The 16,028-nt window shown below is 40.7% G+C and carries 21 protein-coding genes and 3 pseudogenes; 10 read left to right on the top strand and 14 right to left on the bottom strand.

Features of this window, described 5'->3' with window-relative positions; genetic code table 11:
* Nucleotides 1–464 (bottom strand): annotated as a pseudogene (locus IM509_RS00550) (COR domain-containing protein); the annotation flags it as partial.
* Between the two features lie 178 nt (nt 465–642).
* Here IM509_RS00550 and IM509_RS00545 point away from each other — a divergent pair.
* Together IM509_RS00545 and IM509_RS00540 are read left to right on the top strand one after the other, a co-directional pair.
* A complete protein-coding gene (locus tag IM509_RS00545; protein WP_185236892.1) occupies nt 643–1,437 on the top strand; it encodes a DUF8758 domain-containing protein in 795 nt (264 codons plus the stop codon).
* A 4-nt stretch (nt 1,438–1,441) separates the two neighbouring features.
* The gene (locus IM509_RS00540) at nt 1,442–1,861 is read left to right on the top strand and encodes a DUF488 domain-containing protein (RefSeq protein ID WP_052275886.1); all 420 of its coding nucleotides are present in this window, start codon (nt 1,442–1,444) and stop codon (nt 1,859–1,861) included.
* A 395-nt stretch (nt 1,862–2,256) separates the two neighbouring features.
* On the opposite strand, the gene IM509_RS00535 is transcribed toward IM509_RS00540, so the two are convergent.
* The 6 genes and pseudogenes from IM509_RS00535 to grxC all read right to left on the bottom strand — a co-directional run bounded on the left by IM509_RS00535 (nt 2,257) and on the right by grxC (nt 4,289).
* Entirely contained in the window at nt 2,257–2,463 is a 207-nt protein-coding gene (locus IM509_RS00535; protein ID WP_052275887.1) for a leucine-rich repeat domain-containing protein, read from the bottom strand.
* 220 nt (nt 2,464–2,683) lie between these two features.
* On the bottom strand, nt 2,684–2,986 hold the full coding sequence (locus IM509_RS00530) for a HigA family addiction module antitoxin (RefSeq protein WP_052275888.1): 303 nt from the start codon (nt 2,984–2,986) through the stop codon (nt 2,684–2,686).
* A gap of 12 nt (nt 2,987–2,998) precedes the next feature.
* Nucleotides 2,999–3,091 (bottom strand): annotated as a pseudogene (locus tag IM509_RS00525) (type II toxin-antitoxin system RelE/ParE family toxin); the annotation flags it as partial.
* Between the two features lie 35 nt (nt 3,092–3,126).
* Nucleotides 3,127–3,414, bottom strand: a complete 288-nt coding sequence (locus IM509_RS00520) for a type II toxin-antitoxin system RelE/ParE family toxin (RefSeq protein ID WP_260441183.1) — start codon at nt 3,412–3,414, stop codon at nt 3,127–3,129.
* Between the two features lie 84 nt (nt 3,415–3,498).
* Nucleotides 3,499–3,987 (bottom strand): tRNA adenosine(34) deaminase TadA, encoded by a 489-nt coding sequence (gene tadA / locus IM509_RS00515; RefSeq protein ID WP_052275889.1) that lies wholly within the window; start codon nt 3,985–3,987, stop codon nt 3,499–3,501.
* A complete protein-coding gene (grxC, locus tag IM509_RS00510) occupies nt 3,972–4,289 on the bottom strand; it encodes a glutaredoxin 3 (RefSeq protein ID WP_002751734.1) in 318 nt (105 codons plus the stop codon). The genes tadA and grxC overlap by 16 nt, the downstream gene beginning before the upstream one ends.
* 126 nt (nt 4,290–4,415) lie before the next feature.
* Here grxC and IM509_RS00505 point away from each other — a divergent pair, with 126 nt between their 5' ends.
* The 4 genes from IM509_RS00505 to ccmS all read left to right on the top strand — a co-directional run bounded on the left by IM509_RS00505 (nt 4,416) and on the right by ccmS (nt 7,592).
* On the top strand, nt 4,416–4,976 hold the full coding sequence (locus IM509_RS00505; RefSeq protein WP_002740951.1) for a 5-formyltetrahydrofolate cyclo-ligase: 561 nt from the start codon (nt 4,416–4,418) through the stop codon (nt 4,974–4,976).
* A 244-nt stretch (nt 4,977–5,220) separates the two neighbouring features.
* Complete coding sequence (locus tag IM509_RS00500; protein WP_002733676.1) at nt 5,221–5,538, top strand: slr1957 family protein; 318 nt, start codon at nt 5,221–5,223, stop codon at nt 5,536–5,538.
* Nucleotides 5,539–5,789: 251 nt separating this feature from the next.
* Entirely contained in the window at nt 5,790–6,803 is a 1,014-nt protein-coding gene (locus IM509_RS00495) for an aldo/keto reductase (protein WP_185236891.1), read from the top strand.
* A 348-nt stretch (nt 6,804–7,151) separates the two neighbouring features.
* Nucleotides 7,152–7,592: a beta-carboxysome assembly chaperone CcmS gene (ccmS, locus tag IM509_RS00490; protein WP_052275892.1), complete on the top strand. Its 441-nt coding sequence runs from the start codon at nt 7,152–7,154 to the stop codon at nt 7,590–7,592.
* Here ccmS and nagA read toward each other — a convergent pair.
* A complete protein-coding gene (nagA, locus tag IM509_RS00485) occupies nt 7,548–8,699 on the bottom strand; it encodes an N-acetylglucosamine-6-phosphate deacetylase (protein ID WP_072924701.1) in 1,152 nt (383 codons plus the stop codon). The two genes, ccmS and nagA, sit on opposite strands and share 45 nt — an antisense overlap.
* Before the next feature lie 474 nt (nt 8,700–9,173).
* Between nagA and IM509_RS00480 the strand changes: the two genes are divergently transcribed.
* The 3 genes from IM509_RS00480 to IM509_RS00470 all read left to right on the top strand — a co-directional run bounded on the left by IM509_RS00480 (nt 9,174) and on the right by IM509_RS00470 (nt 11,491).
* Nucleotides 9,174–9,968 (top strand): metallophosphoesterase family protein, encoded by a 795-nt coding sequence (locus IM509_RS00480; RefSeq protein WP_072924703.1) that lies wholly within the window; start codon nt 9,174–9,176, stop codon nt 9,966–9,968.
* 78 nt (nt 9,969–10,046) lie between these two features.
* The gene (locus IM509_RS00475) at nt 10,047–10,865 is read left to right on the top strand and encodes a SirB1 family protein (protein WP_002765776.1); all 819 of its coding nucleotides are present in this window, start codon (nt 10,047–10,049) and stop codon (nt 10,863–10,865) included.
* Nucleotides 10,866–11,026: 161 nt separating this feature from the next.
* Nucleotides 11,027–11,491: a VOC family protein gene (locus IM509_RS00470; RefSeq protein WP_052275895.1), complete on the top strand. Its 465-nt coding sequence runs from the start codon at nt 11,027–11,029 to the stop codon at nt 11,489–11,491.
* Here IM509_RS00470 and IM509_RS00465 read toward each other — a convergent pair.
* The 3 genes from IM509_RS00465 to IM509_RS00455 all read right to left on the bottom strand — a co-directional run bounded on the left by IM509_RS00465 (nt 11,488) and on the right by IM509_RS00455 (nt 14,126).
* The gene (locus tag IM509_RS00465) at nt 11,488–12,255 is read right to left on the bottom strand and encodes a TspO-related membrane protein (protein ID WP_052275896.1); all 768 of its coding nucleotides are present in this window, start codon (nt 12,253–12,255) and stop codon (nt 11,488–11,490) included. The genes IM509_RS00470 and IM509_RS00465 overlap by 4 nt on opposite strands.
* Before the next feature lie 3 nt (nt 12,256–12,258).
* On the bottom strand, nt 12,259–12,738 hold the full coding sequence (gene fabZ / locus IM509_RS00460; protein ID WP_002734156.1) for a 3-hydroxyacyl-ACP dehydratase FabZ: 480 nt from the start codon (nt 12,736–12,738) through the stop codon (nt 12,259–12,261).
* A 248-nt stretch (nt 12,739–12,986) separates the two neighbouring features.
* A complete protein-coding gene (locus IM509_RS00455) occupies nt 12,987–14,126 on the bottom strand; it encodes a SpoIID/LytB domain-containing protein (RefSeq protein WP_185237702.1) in 1,140 nt (379 codons plus the stop codon).
* Here IM509_RS00455 and IM509_RS00450 point away from each other — a divergent pair.
* Nucleotides 14,125–14,334, top strand: coding sequence for a hypothetical protein (locus tag IM509_RS00450; RefSeq protein WP_043995539.1), 210 nt, complete (start codon nt 14,125–14,127; stop codon nt 14,332–14,334). The two genes, IM509_RS00455 and IM509_RS00450, sit on opposite strands and share 2 nt — an antisense overlap.
* A gap of 200 nt (nt 14,335–14,534) precedes the next feature.
* Here the strand turns inward: IM509_RS00450 and IM509_RS00445 are convergent, their stop codons facing one another.
* From IM509_RS00445 to IM509_RS00430, 3 genes and pseudogenes are all read right to left on the bottom strand, one after another.
* Nucleotides 14,535–14,927: a Coq4 family protein gene (locus IM509_RS00445; protein WP_128575146.1), complete on the bottom strand. Its 393-nt coding sequence runs from the start codon at nt 14,925–14,927 to the stop codon at nt 14,535–14,537.
* 289 nt (nt 14,928–15,216) lie between these two features.
* Nucleotides 15,217–15,717 (bottom strand): annotated as a pseudogene (locus IM509_RS23925) (type II toxin-antitoxin system PemK/MazF family toxin).
* 2 nt (nt 15,718–15,719) lie between these two features.
* Nucleotides 15,720–15,950: a hypothetical protein gene (locus IM509_RS00430; RefSeq protein ID WP_287716231.1), complete on the bottom strand. Its 231-nt coding sequence runs from the start codon at nt 15,948–15,950 to the stop codon at nt 15,720–15,722.
* Nucleotides 15,951–16,028: the final 78 nt, after the last annotated feature.

The following is a 16,028-nucleotide window of genomic DNA, read 5'->3' as shown; positions in this document are numbered from 1 at the left end:
TTGAGAATATCATAAACACCGTCAGTTACCCATTCCGGGTTCAGGACATTGGTTTCATTCAGTCGCGGATCATCTTGGTAGTTGAGGACAATACCGAGATCGTGGAGAAACTGCACTAAACTTTTTTGATCGCTGGCCTCTCTAATCTCGGCTGTCTGACACATTTCCTGATACTTTTCGTAGGAAATAAAGTCATAACTCTTTTGCATTGCTTCTAGTTGAGTTTTGATCTCAAACCAACTATTAGGCAATAAATCTTTGATATGGGGAATAACATCGATTTGAGAGGCGATTTCTTGCACAAGTTGCTCGATTCCCGCACCGGTTTTACAGGAAGTGGCGATTAGCTTGGTGATTTGGGGATATTTTTTCCGGAGGGTGCGGATCTTAACTTGCGGGGGATTTTCATCGGCACAATTACCCACGATAATCACGGGAGAATTGCCTCCGTAGGTTTCAATCAAAAATACTCCGAAAATTGTATTGACAAGTATAAAGGTTTTTTGTTAATATTCATTCAAACTTTGATCACAAAATTTCTATTTTCGATTTTTTCAGGATAAAATATATTTTCAAAACAAGGGTTTTTAAAGAAAATACAAGCTTTCGGCTTGTCAAAGGTCATAATTCAGGCTAAATATTATGGAAACTAGAAAAATTTTAATTGCCACTAAAACTTATCCATCTATTAGCACTAAATATCAAGAGACAGTCTGTACGGCAGGAATATTGTTAAGTGAAGAGGAAAATCCGCTACAGTGGATTATAATTTATCCCATCAGATATCGTTATTTAGATTTTGATAAACGTTACCATCGATGGGCAATTGTTAGTGCTAAAATTAAAAGAAATGATCAAGATTACCGTCCAGAAAGCTTTAAAATTGATGACAATTTCTTGGCAATTATTAGAAAAATAGATACAACTAATAATTGGCAAGAAAGAAAATCTATAGTTCTATCTTTACAATTTAGGTCTATCGCCGATATTCAAGCACAGGGAAAATCTCTAGGGATTATTAAACCCAAGTCAATTGAAAGATTTTTTTCTAAGAAAACTTCTAGAGAATGGAATCAAAAACAACAGACTGTCCTCAATCAACTAGATTTGTTTGAGCCTAATATAGACTTAGAAAAAATTCCTTATAAATTTTTTTATCAATTCACGGATGAAGATAATGTACCGCATAAATACTCAATTAGTGATTGGGAAATTATGGAACTTTATCGCAAGTGCCGTGATCGATCTCAATTGTCAGGACTAGAAGCTGAACAGTATGCCTTAGAAAAAGTTAGACAAAAACTAGAAGATGATTTTCTTGAAAGTAAAGATTTATATTTTATTGTGGGAAATCTCAAAAATCATGCTAAGTCTTTTATGATTATTGGTTTGTTTTATCCTCCCCTAGTAAAGTTCAATCAAATGGAGTTATTTTAGAATCATGAAAAATCCACCTACAAAGCAATCATTGATTTTAACCTTTGGCTACGGCAATCGTTCAAGCTATGATAGTCTTTTAGCATATATTAACGAATTTGAGGTTGATTTTCTGATCGATGTTCGCGAAAAACCCCGCGCATGGAGTCGCAAATGGTATGGTGATCAACTTGAAAAATTGTGTCATCAACAAGGAATAGAGTATTTGTCAGAAAAAACTTTAGGAAATATTTCAGGGACAAGTCATTGGGTTTCCCCTGAACCGGAAAAAGTTGATCAAGTTTTACAAGATATTGCTAAAAAAGCTCAGTCAAAAACAGTTTTGCTATTATGTGCAGAAATGGATTATCATCGTTGTCATCGGGTTGAAGTGGCTGAGAAGTTAAAAAAATTAACTCACCAACCAATTAAGCATTTAGAATAACATAATTCTACACTTGCTGTGGACGAAATGCGCGTTCATCCCATTCTTCTTGATAAATAGAGTCAGATGTTTGATTCATTTTGAGTGCAATATCACTTAAGAGTTTGTGGCGTTTGAACATTCTTCTAATTTCACCATCGACTGGATTTAACAAATAAGGAATTTCATGTCCTTATTTGACAAAAAGAGAGACAATATTAAATATTTGTAAAGTTTTTTGCCTAAGTTACTTTTCTGTGGTAAGCAAATCTTTACTGCTCCGATGGGGGGTTTCTTGGGGGGTGTCATCGTTGTTGGTTTCTGGTTCTTGTCCTTTAAAAATCGTGATAGATCGCCAAAAACCCTCTAAAAACTGATTGAAGGTCGTTTCATTGATTTTACCCGTCCAGAGCAAACTAAAAGAGGACCAGCAGGGAGGTAAGTCGAGCGAGCGCTTCTGGAATCTCCCTGATTTGGTTACTAATGAGGTCGAGGGATTGCAGGGAGGTGAGTTGAGGGATTTCGGGGGGAATTTCTGTTAAGTTTCTGTCGGACAGATCTAACTTCCCCGCTCTTTCGTCCTTTGCCTGTTGAATTAACTCTAATACTTCCCGTGCTGTCATTGACCATCCCCCCGCTACTATATTTACTCCATTTTGGCAAAAGATCTGGTTAATGCCACTGGTGGTGATCAGCTAGTCCACTGTTAATAGTATGATTAACTCCCACACGCGGTTATTCATACATTTGTATCAGTTTAAGGATGACTGATAATTGCTGATTGTCGCTATTTCTGCAAATGTGAGATGCCGCCAAATGAATAATTATAGAATTCAAGAGAATTTATCCTGAAGACAGGGATTGATAAGGAATAATTTCTTCGAGGGTATTTCCTAACTTTTCCCTCGCTAGATCTAACTCATAGGCTTTTTGTAAATTCATCCAAATTTCTGCCCCGGTATTAAAAAAACGCCCTAATTTTAAAGCAATATCTCCCGTGATATTTCCTTGTCCCTTGAGAATTTGCTCAAGTTCATTCTCAGAGATATTAACTCTTGTGGCAAGCTGAGAAACATTAAGATTAATTTCCTCTAATTCATCAGCCAAAATTTCACCAGGGTGGATAGGACTTTTCCAATTATTCATCGTGAATTCTCCTTAATGATAATCAACAATTTCAACATTAGTAGCTGCATCATCCCATGAGAAACAAATACGATACTGGTCATTGATGCGAATACTATATTGACCGATTGGCTCTTCTGGTTTCTGTGTGGAAACGAGGTCTATACTGATAGTTTATTCCGCCAAATAGCACTAAAAGTCTTGCCTGATAAGCATTTCACGATTCCATAAGCAAAAATTATCACACAAAGTCGAGAAGAGCCACCGATTCTATCCCCTTTTAAACGTTCTAAGCGGTTACTCGGCAATCCTGCCAATGCTTCTAGTGTATTAGCACTTTCTAAAATACGCAATCTTTTGATCGCTAATCGTTCAATCCCAGAAAACTTTTTAACAAACTGCTTATTATAAAGCTTTTCTGTATCTTTACATCGAAAGCTTTTAATCATGGGTTATTTTTGTCATGTCTAAGGCAATAATTTGATAAATTTAGCTAAATTTATCAACCGTCCCGATAATTACTCAAATTTTTCTCATCTTTTTTTCTCAAACCATGTTTGTAATAATTCCCCGGATTCCTTGGCTAAAATTCCCGCGATTACCGGTAAACGATGGTTAGAAAAAGGACTATCTATAAAATTAGCCACAGTGCGGATAACTCCTGTTTTGGGATCGTCAGCACCGTACACTAATAATCCTAATCTAGCCTGAATGATTGCCCCGGCACACATGGGACAGGGTTCGAGGGTGACGTAGAGGGTACAATCATTTAAGTGCCAATTGCCTAACACTTGACTAGCGGCACGAATCGCCAGAATTTCGGCGTGAGCGGTGGGATCATAGTGTTTTTCCTTGCAATTAGCCCCTTGAGCGATTAAATGTCCCTCTTTATCCACGATAACTGCTCCCACAGGTACATCACCCCGATCCCCCGCAGTTGCCGCTAAATTTAAAGCTAACTGCATCCATTGCCGATGTTTCTCATAGGCTTTTTCGTCAATAGACTTTAGATAGTCCCACATTTAGCCAGTAAATTATCTAATTTTTTCTGACCATCCAAAGCATACAAATCATCACAACCACCGATATGTTCATTATTAATAAAAATCTGTGGTACACTGCGTTTACCGTTAGACCGTTCCGCCATGGCTTGACGAGCGCTTTCATCCCCATCAATCTTGTATTCGGTGTATTTTACCCCTTTCCAACCCAGCAGCCATTTAGCACGAATACAGTAGGGACAAGTTGCCCAAGTGTAAATTTCCACATTGGCCTTGATATTCTCGTTATAACGCCCAAAAAGCGAGTTAAATAGATTTAGCATCGTTCTTACTAAGTAGTTAGGTGTTAAAAACTGTCAGATGCCCCCCTTATTAAGGGGGGATTAAGGGGGGATCCATCTTCAATTTAATTATAACCAGCTACTTACTCTCCTATTTATCTTTATTTTATGAATTCTGCTACCAAAAAAGCCCAATTACGCAAACAACTAATTGCCCAAAGACGATCGCTTACTAAGCATATTTGGCAAGAAAATAGTCAGCAACTTTGCAAAAATTTACAATCTTTACCCCTCTTTCAACACGCTAAAACCATTCTCGCTTACTTCAGTTATCGTCAAGAGCCGGATTTAAGTTCCTTATTTTGTCAACACCATCGCTGGGGTTTTCCCCGTTGTGACGGAGATAGCCTGACTTGGCACTGTTGGACTGCCGACGATCCCCTAGAATTAAATCGTTATGGCATCTATGAACCAACAGCGATCGCTCCTCTCATTTTACCTGCCGAAGTGGACTTACTGTTAATTCCCGCCGTCGCTTGCGATCGCCAAGGTTATCGCTTAGGTTACGGGGGAGGTTATTTTGATCGTCTCCTACATTCCCCCGAATGGCAAGCTATCCCCTCGATCGGGATTGTCTTTGACTTTGCCTATCTCGATACCCTTCCCCTCGATACTTGGGACCAAAAATTACAGGCAATCTGTACCGAATCAAGAACCGAAATTTTTTAACAATTATTTCCTTTTGTGTGATCGGTTTAACTTATATAGGAGCGATCGATCTTTGTGTCCTTTGTGTCTTTGTGGTTCGTTCTGGTCGTTCGCTGGCACTGTATCTTAGAATACATTTTACCCACCGACTACTCATATATTAAGTTTTATTGAATCCGATCGACCCTTAAGATAGCTTTGCTAGGATGAAGTTCGCATCAAGAGATGTTTAAAGTAATCACCAGAAAAAGTCAACAGGGAAGCAATGAAACACTTTCACGAACCATGGATTCAAGAATGGTGTCAAGAAAACGGCTGGACAGAGCTATTTCTCGAACGCTACAGTAATTATTGGGCATTCCCTCCCAATGCCGTCATGCCAGAACCAATTCCCACCAAAGTGTTACAAAATATTAAGCGTCAAAAAGGTCTATCCCCTGCCGAAAAACTTTGGTTAGGAATGGCGATTGGATTGACTGTGACAGCTTTAATTCTCTGTGTCATCCTCGCTTGTCCTATGCCTATAGTTCTCGCTTTCGCTTTTGATGCTGTCACCGCAGCGCGATTGGAAGTGGAATATTAACCGGGCAAAAATTGAGCAGCAAAAACCTAAACAGGGGGAGATTTTTCCGAAAGTCTTCCCCTTGACTGCGTTTTTCCAGACAGGGACGATCGATCTGTCTTGAATCAGTAATCGGTGATTAGTGGTCAGTAGGAGAATAGAATATTAAGTGAGCAGTATTCAATGGCAGTTTTCTGCTGTCTTTTCACTGATTACTGTTTACTGTTTACTGGACGGCTACGCCGTGCCTTTGGCAACACTGAAAAGTCCCCATGTCCGAATCTCGTCGCTTACAGTTTACCCCCGATCTGGAAATTTGCCGTATTTTGAACGGAATGTGGCAGGTTTCAGGCGCCCATGGTTCGATCGCACCCCAAAAAGCGATCCCTAGTATGTTCTCCTATCTAGATGCCGGTTTCACCACTTGGGATCTGGCCGATCATTACGGTCCAGCCGAAGATTTTATCGGTGAATTTCGTCGTCAATTAGTCGCCCAAAGGGGCATTGATGCTTTAAATAATCTGCAAGCTTTCACTAAATGGGTTCCCCGTCCTGGTAAAATGACTAAGGAAATAGTCGCAAAAAATATCGCTATTTCCCTACGTCGCATGGATGTGGATAGTCTCGATTTATTGCAGTTTCACTGGTGGGATTATCGCGATAACAATTATCTAGATGCCTTATATTTTTTAGGAGAATTACAACAGGAAGGCAAAATTAAACACCTAGCCTTGACTAATTTCGACACGGAACATTTAAAAATTATTCTCAGCACCGGGATTAAAATAGTCTCCAATCAAGTCCAGTTTTCCCTAATTGATCGCCGTCCCCTCGTCAAAATGGCACAATTTTGCCAAGAACATAACATCTATCTACTGGCCTATGGTACTCTAGCAGGAGGCTTATTAGGAGCTAAATATCTCGGTCATCCTGAACCCAATCCCATGAGTCTCAATACCGCTAGTTTACGGAAATATAAAAACATGATCGATGCTTGGGGAAACTGGCAATTATTCCAAGAATTATTAACTGTTCTTAAAGCGATCGCTGATTCCTATCACGTCACCATTCCTAATGTGGCAGTGCGTTACGTTCTCGAACAAAAAGCCGTAGCTGGAGCAATTATCGGGGTGCGTTTGGGAGTTGCTGAACATATCCAGGAAAATGCCCGTATTTTCGATTTTCAATTATCTCCCCAAGACTATCAAAAAATTGATCATGTCTTGCAAAAATCCCGGGATTTATTGCAGTTAATCGGTGATTGCGGTGATGAGTACCGTCGATAAGTAGGTAGGTGTTAAAAATTGTCAGATTCCCCCCTTATTAAGGGGGATCCCCCCGCCTATCGGCACCCCCCTTATCAAGGGGGATCCCCCCGCCTATCGGCACCCCCCTTATCAAGGGGGATCCCCCCGCCTATCGGCACTCCCCTTATCAAGGGGGATCCCCCCGCCTATCGGCACCCCCCTTATCAAGGGGGGCAGGGGGGATCGGCACCCTCCTTGTTAAGGACTGATAACGGATAACGGATAACGGATAACGGATAACTGATGACTGATCACTGATCACTGATGACTGATCACTGACAACTGATAACTGATAACTGATAACTGATAACTGAAAAGAGGCTAATGATGAGATTTGAACAACCAATCCCCGATGATCCCGCTAATCAATGGCGCTATCAATTAGATCAATTCGTGCAAGAAAATCAACAGGAATTAGCCGGTTTAATGTGGGGTTTACTCTCGGAATGGGGAGAAGATGCTCAAGAAACCCTGGGCATTGATCTTAAACCTCAGCCTCATTTTGTCTGTTGTTCTAGGGAGTCCCTAGAGAAATTAAATCGCCAGGTTAATTGTAAAATTCAAGAGATGCTTGGGATTATTTATCGCTATAATCCCAGGGAAGAAGTGGCTATAGTCGCTATCGGTGATGGTCAGGTAAAATTGATTTATTTTCAACCCGATCTTTCCCCTCCTGAATGTTTTGATCGCCTCGAAGTGGATCTTGATACCCTCATTCAACAGTTAGAGTCCAAAATGCTGACGGAAATCCAATCTTTCCCAATTTGATGCCGATTGCCAGCGCAAAAAGTTGGCAGGTTGTCCCACTGATAAACCCGCTAATCCGATCGCTTTTCTGGGGGATTCTGTGCCTAGAATAATCGCCGTTTCTAAATCACATATTCCCCAGTTAACTAAATTGGCTACTCCTTGTAATAAGGGTAAGGTTGTTCCCGCTAAAGTACCGTCAAAAAGTCTTGCTGTTCCCTGTTTAACTTCAATTTCTCTCTCGTCCCAAGGATAGACACCATCCCCCAAACCAATCGGCGCTAAAGCATCACTAACTAAGAAAATTCCTCGATGATAATTACTGGCTTTTAGTAATAATTCTATCATGGTTGGATGGATGTGTTGACCATCGGCAATTAACCCACAATAGACATCGCAATTGATAATTGCTTCCCCTAATAACCCCGGTTGACGATGGTGTAAAGGAGGCATGGCATTGAAGGCATGAGTAACCATTTTTGCCCCCTGTAAAAAGGCTTTTTTGGCTATTTCTTGACTCGCTTGCGAATGTCCTAAACTGACGGTAATCCCTCGATCGCTTAGGTATTTAATTACAGTACCGCTACTATCTAATTCGGGGGCTAAGGTGATAATTTTTACGATCAATAAGTAGTCCCCAAAGATTTTATCTACTGTTTCTATACTTGGGTTTAAAAGATATTGTCCCGGATGCGCCCCCCTTTTTTCATAGTTTAAAAATGGTCCCTCTAAATGTACTCCTAAAACCTGCGCGCTCGCTCGATTTTCCTGTTTCTGTTTCTCGATATATTTGGCAATTACTGAGAGGGATTTTTGAAATTTCTCCACGGACGTGGTGACTAGGGTGGGAAGATAACCATCAATTCCTTGATTCCCCAGATAATCGCTAATCTTATCTAATTTTTCTAGATCTGTTATTTCTAAGTCGGGAAATGCTAATCCTAATCCTCCGTTGATCTGTAAATCTACTCCTCCTAACGATAGCCAATCCCCTTCCATATCGATAATCTTTTCCCCTTTTTTCCTTCCCCCCATCTCCGTGATTCTCTCGATCTTTCCCGCAGCATTTATCTCTATTTGTTGTCGATCCTGATAGGCGGGAATTCTAGCGTTAATTAGGGTTATCATAGCAGCAGAAAACTAATTTTTTTTTTATTATAATCTCAAAAAAAACTTTTTTTTTGATCATGCTTGACAAGGGAGCATTTTTGTGAGATGCTTTTTTATATAATGGTAATCTGTGCGTTAGTTCATAGTTGCTGACATCCAATTATATAAAAACTGATCATAAAAAAATAATACCATAACCTGACCGCTTCCTGCCCAGAGATTGCAAAAATACTTGACAAAATAATTACAGCCTTTCTCTGGCGGTTCTTATACTAAATCCAGTTATTAAAAACTGATTATCTATTCCCCCTTTTGCCTCTTGCCTCTTGCATGAGTGCCTATCCTGATATGTTACCTATACTTAACGGATTTAGTATTAGGAGGGAGTAACTGTCAGAAGGAAAGGCTTGTCCTATAATAAAATTAAGACCTTATAAAAACTACTTTTTTAGCAATAAAAGAGTAGCAATCTCAGTGATTAGGGAGGGGTGTGTGTTTTTTAGAAACATAGGGAAACAGACTCAAGAACCGCGTCGTATTATTATCGGAGATGTGCATGGCAGTTTTCAGACACTTTTGCGACTATTAAACCGAGTTGCTCCCGATAGTGAGGATGAGGTTTATTTTCTGGGAGATTTAATCGATCGAGGACAGCAGAGCTTGGAAGTGGTGGATTTTGTCATCAAAAATAACTACCAATGTCTCCTAGGAAATCATGAATATATGCTCTTAAAAGCTCTGACGGGAAAAGAAGTTTCTGAAAAATGGTTCAACGGCTGGATTGAGAGTGGCGGGGCGGCGACACTACTAAGTTATAATAACAATATACCCGCCGAACATATCAATTGGTTCCAATCCCTACCCGCTTATTTAGACCTAGGAGATATTTGGTTAGTTCACGCAGGAGTACACCCAGAATATCCCCTTGAACAGCAAACAAACGAGCAGTTTTGTTGGATTAGAAATGAATTTCATACCATGACCCAACCCTATTTCAAGGATAAACTAATTATCACAGGTCATACTTTAACCTTTACCTTTCCCGATGTCAAACCGGGGCAACTAGCTCGCGGCAGCGGTTGGCTAGACATTGAAACTGGGGTTTATCATCCTCAAAGTGGTTGGTTAACTGCTTTAGATTGGACAAATCAATTAGTTTATCAAGTGCAGGCTCAAAATAAAAATTGTCGCACGATCCCTTTAGAAAAAGCGGTGGTTAATCTAGATATTGACCAGATTTCTCGTTACTCCTCCAGGGAAAGCTCGTCTAAACCGATGAATCTTTAATGGTGATCAGAAAAGAGAGGCCATAAAACCGGAAGGATCGGTTAAAATAGTTGATAATCTGATTAATACCCTTTTCTAATGACCCTTGAACTCTTATACCAAGCTTTCATCGAAACAATTCAACATCCTGACCCTGAGATAAATCTAGCTCGGGCAGCCCTACAAATAGCCAATTTTGAATATCCCCGTCTCAAAATTGATCACTATTTAAATAGAATAAATTTAATGGCTGACGAGGTAAAAAAACGCCTACCCGATAGATTATATCCTTTAAAAATAGTCAAGGTTATCAATCAATATTTGTTTGAAGATTTACAATTTACTGGTAATAACCAAGAATACTATGACCCCCGCAATAGCTACTTAAATGACGTAATTGATCGCCGCACGGGTATCCCACTCACTCTCTCGATTATCTATTTAGAGATTGCCAAACAGATCGATTTTCCCATGGTAGGAATTGGTATGCCCGGCCATTTTATTATCCGTCCCGATTTCGAGGAAGTGGAAATTTTTGTCGATCCCTTTCACGGTGGTGAAATCCTATTTAAACAGGACTGTCAAGAAAGATTAAGTCAAGTTTATCAACAGCCAGTTAAATTAGAAGAACATTTTCTCAATATTGCTACCAATCAGCAAATTTTATTACGTTTGTTGACTAATTTAAAATATATTTACCTGAATCGTCAACAATGGTCTCAGACAATTCGGACAATAGATCTACTACTTTTGCTCATTCCTAATCATCCCCTAGAGCTGCGCGATCGAGGTTTAGTTTACTATCAAATTGGACAACTCAGCCAAGCGCAACAGGATTTAGGCTTCTATCTTGCCCTCCTACCCAACGCTCAAGATGCAGAATCCATTCGACAATTATTGCAAAAAATTAACTCTTAAGTCGCCAGCCTGATCAGTTATCAGTTATCAGTTATCAGTTATCAGTTAGCGGTATTAAATGAGGAGTATTAAATGACATTAATAGTGCTGTCTTTTCACTGATTACTGATTACTGTTCACTGAAAAATCCCCCAATCCTTTACTGATAAATGATAACTAAAATGACTATTAGCCCTTCCGTAACCACGAAAAAACTCAAAATCGGTCAACTGCGAAAAGTCCATCATATCGCTTTCAACGTCAAAGATATGGAGGCTTCTCGTCATTTTTATGGGGAAATATTAGGATTAGAGGAATTAGTGGGCGAAAAAATTCCCAGTACCTTAAAAGAATTAGTTGCCCAAGGAAAAGTGGCCAATTTTATCACCCCCGATGGTAAAGTAATTGACCTATTTTGGGAACCAGATTTAAACCCTCCCGACGACAATCCCGAAATCGCTTTTACCCGTGCCAATCATTTAGCCTTCGATATTGCCCCGGAATGCTTCGATTTTGCCCTAGAAGTGCTACAAAGTCAGGGAATTACTATTGCTAGTGGACCCGTGACCCGGCCGACTGGGAGAGGGGTTTACTTCTACGATCCCGATGGCTTTATCGTCGAAATTCGCTGTGATCCCGCATCTTAACGACTCAGAGGACGAAAATTGCCACGAAAAACTAGAAAAGTTAGGGTAATCGCTAATATAATCGCTGTTATCGCAATTAGAGGCAGAGAAATCTGTTTAACAGCGATCGCCAAAAAAGCCCAGATAAACACCCCGATAAAAGCCCGATCTTTTCTTTTTAAACCGACTAAAATCGCGATTATCGCCCCGATAACTAGGATTATTACCGTCCAGATTTGGTCAGTTAGACCCCATCGCTGCCAGTCGATCCAATCTAGCACCGAAGCGACGTTGACAATTGTGGCTACGCTAATCCAAGCGAAATAAATACTAATAGGAGCATTAACTAATAAACCCTGTTTACGATTGACAATCAAGCGATTAATTTCTAAGCGAAGATAAAGCTGGATGAGAGAAAATAAAATGCCTAGCATTGCCAGTAAAGACAGGGTAAAAAAACGCAATTGAAAGAAAATTACCCAGAGAATCTGACAAGCACTAGCGATGGCTAATTCGTAGCCTAACCGACGCAAACGCGGTTCAGTTTTATTAAAAGCCAAAGCTTGGTAAATTCCCAGACTAATTAAACCCAGATAAATTAATCCCCAGATCGCAAAAGCATAATTAGCGGGAATAATTAAGACATCTTGAAAAACTGTATTCGAGATAGCCCCGATATTTTCGCCCTTAAGAGGGAAAATATTAGCGAAAATATTGGTGATAAAAGCCCCTAGAATAGCAAATAAATTTAGTTCTTGTCGGAGACGATCTCGATCAAAATTCATAGGTCAATCAAAGACGGAAAACATCATTTCGCCCTGGGCGGCCAATTGCCCATCGACTCTTGCTTCCCCTTGCATTTTAGCAATTTTATTCATCTTGAAGGATAATAATTCCACCGTCATGATTAATTGATCCCCCGGCACCACAGGACGACGAAAACGGGTTTTATCAATGCCAGCGAAGGCAAAAAATTTCCCTTTCATCCCGGGTAATTGGGTCAAAATCACCCCCCCCACTTGGGCCATAGATTCAACAATTAACACCCCCGGCATCAAGGGACGACTGGGAATATGACCGGGAAAAAAAGGCTCGTTGATCGTGACATTTTTTAGGCCAACGGCTTTTTTACCTGGTACATAGTCAATAATCCGATCAACTAGGGCAAAGGGATAACGATGGGGCAGTAGTTGGCGAATTTCCTCGACGGTAAAGGTAGTTTTTATGACTGGTTCCAACTCGGTTAAGGCTTCGGTAACGATGGTCATGCAAGTCAAAAATTACAAGTGAGATCAGACATTATCTCATAATCAGTTATCAGTGATCAGTGATTAGATGAACGTAGGTTGGGTTGAAGCATGAAACCCAACGCCCGCTCATGTTACGCTACCGCTAACCCATCCCACAAATAATTGTGCCTCCCTACTTAGCCTAACCAATTAGGTTTTAGATTCAATCCTTGTTATCAGTTCACTCTTTACTGTTCACTGTTCACTGGAAATGGCTGACAGCCTTTTTAATTGGGCATTTCAGTTAAACGAGCATTTTGATAATAATGGCTGAGAATGCGATCATAAGTCACCCCTTGGTCAGCGAGGGAAAAAGCACCCCATTGACTTAAACCGATCCCATGACCGAAACCGCGACCATTGATGGCAAAAGTACCGTTATTAGCTGAAATCGTGAATAGGGTACTACGCAGCTCGAGTATTCGCCGTAATTGGGTATCAGAGATTAATTTAGAGCCTTGATCGCCCACTATACGCATTCTAATCACCCGTCCGTGGGGAGTGATCCTTTCGGGAGATAGCGATCGCACGCGACCGACACCACCGATTAAACGGCCTAATTCCCTGGCACTAAAGTTTTTTGACCATTGAAATACCGGGGCGACTTGATCGTAATCGACGACACCGCGCAGGTAGGGTAAGGGGGAATTCCAAACATCTTCGACATTTTCCGTATGACCCCCGGAGGAGGAGTGAAACACCGCTAGAATCGGTTTGCCGTTGAAACTCATAATTTGTCCGGCGGTGGCATTAACTGCCTCATGGGTGCTAGTAAACTCGCTTTCTAGACCCTTATAAACTTGGGTGCGGGTGGTAGTATCGAGATCGTAGATGCGATTACCAGAAGTATTCATTTGGTAGAGAGCATAGGTGCGCGCCGCCACAGATTGGGCTTTTAAGGCCTCTTGCGGCCAGGAGGGAATCGCCTCCGCACCGACTACACTATAGAGATATTCCTCTAAATCGACTAAATTTAGGGCTGTCACCCCAGAACCCTGCCGAATGATCCTTGTTCGTCCTCGATACCAGCGATCATTAATCCAGACGTAACCATCATTCTCCGGTTCGATGATCAATTGACTGGCCTGCCAATCGGCCAAACCCACCGCTTTTCCTCTGGGATTAGCATTGAGGGCATTCATGGCGGTCAATTCTCCTAGGACTCTGCCAGACCCATCTTTCACCACAGCATCGGTGGAACTGCCCACGGAGACGGCGCTAACACCTTTACTGATAGCAATGCGTAACTCGACAGCAGCTTGGACTGGAGCAATAATCAAAGCCCAAAAAACTAGGACGAGCCAACTATGGGCAGGCAGGCGCTGCAGGTAACTGCCCAGCAGTCTTGCTGTGTGTTTATTGGTCATGGGGATCGGACTCCTCACACAATCGATCGATAATCAATTTTACCCGGACTGGGATTTTTTTGCTACTCCTGTTCGGAAAAATTTTTCCTCCGTCACTTTTTCCCGATTGTCTGACAATTTTTCTGTCCTCTGGCCCCTGAATCGGCAAATTGCCTTATTTTGTCCGATTAATCGGGATTTATTCGGGTTAGTCGATTATTTTAAGTAGGTAGGCGTTAAAAATTATCAGATTTCCCCCCTTAATCGTAGGGTTGATTCATGAATCAACCCTACTATGAATCAACCCTAGGATTAAGGGGGGATCCCCCCGCCTATCGGCACCCCCCTTATTAAGGGGGGCAGGGGGGATCAAAGACAAAATCTATCTTCAACTTAATTATAACCACTTACTTAAGTAGTCCAGCAAAATTAATTTTCTAGGTTCGAGTGGACAATCGCCAATTCTTGCCGCCAAACTAGCAAGGATTTCTCCCAAGCTAGTTCCCATTTTTGCGCTAAAAAAGGTCGAGTATTTTTGCCCAAATTATAGGCGATGACAATCTCTTCCCAGAGAGAGCCTAAGGAAAGTGGGGAAGAAAATAAAGCTCCGAATAATCCCCCTAAAAGTAGGACAATAGCTAGAGGGCGACGACTTTGACTTAATTCAAAAGCTTTCAGTTGCAATTCTCCCATAACATCAACACCAAAACCCGTTACTATATGCCAGATATCGTGAGTTTGCCGTAGGCGAAGCAGCAGATAATCTGTATCGGAATTGACTTGAATAGACCGATAAAAATTAGGATCAAAATTGAGACTAATTAGGTGAGTAGCATAATGATAACCGGCTCTTCTGGTTTCTGTGTGGAAACGAGATCTATACCGATAGTTTCTTCCGCAAAATAGTCCTAAAAGTTTTGCCCAATAAGCACTTCAGGGTTCCATAAGCAAAAATTATCACACAAAGTCGAGAAGAGCCGATAACCTAGGGAATCTTCTGGAAGTTTTAGCAAGGTTTCTAAACAGGGACTAGCGGCTAGATATCTTTGGGCAATTATTTGAGCGGTAGCTTGATCGCTTTTTTTATAATTTTATATTTTATAACACCCTATTATTCGAGTTCTTGAGGTTCAATAACCAACTTAATTCCCTGAATAATTAATTTGATTTTTTCCCGAGAAAGTCTTCCGATAGACTCCGTTAAAAGACGCTTATCAACCGTGAAAACCTGTGAAACATTAACAACACTGGATTCAGGTAAATTCCCTTCACCCTCATTCAATAAAACATTCCCAATAAATAGGGCTCTTCTGGTTTCTGTGTGGAAACGAGGTCTATACTGATAGTTTATTCCGCCAAATAGCACTAAAAGTCTTGCCTGATAAGCATTTCACGATTCCATAAGCAAAAATTATCACACAAAGTCGAGAAGAGCCCCAATAGCTTTTGCTCGTCTCAAATTAGTTGTTAATGGACACACAATAACCGTACCAATTTGTGACTGATTCAGAGCATCATTTGGCACCACAACACAAGGACGAAGATAAGCAGGTTCAGAACCTTGTGGTTCTCCTAAATCAATCCAATAAATCTCTCCTTGAAAAATCGTCATATTTACTCAGATAATTGGCGTTGATGATGCCGTATTCCCTCTAACATTAAAGTTTCTGATTCGTCCAATCCATCACTATAAGCTTCATTCCAACTATCTATTAATCGTTGTTTAGTTGTTTGTTGATTATTCAATCCTAATTGTTGATGTAACTGCTCCAATAACCATTTTTTATCTTCAAACGAAAAATTTCGTAACTTTTGTTCCAGTTCAATAATTTGAGGGGATATCATAAAATTAACTCCATTTAACATTGAGCTATATCATAATTCTAACAACAAAAAAGCACCCCCTCGCGGGAGTGCCTTTTT

The sequence above is a fragment of the Microcystis sp. M31BS1 genome, from assembly GCF_020245285.1.
In the GTDB taxonomy this organism is placed as follows: Bacteria; Cyanobacteriota; Cyanobacteriia; order Cyanobacteriales; family Microcystaceae; genus Microcystis; species Microcystis panniformis.
This window is presented reverse-complemented; position numbering and strand designations above follow the sequence as displayed.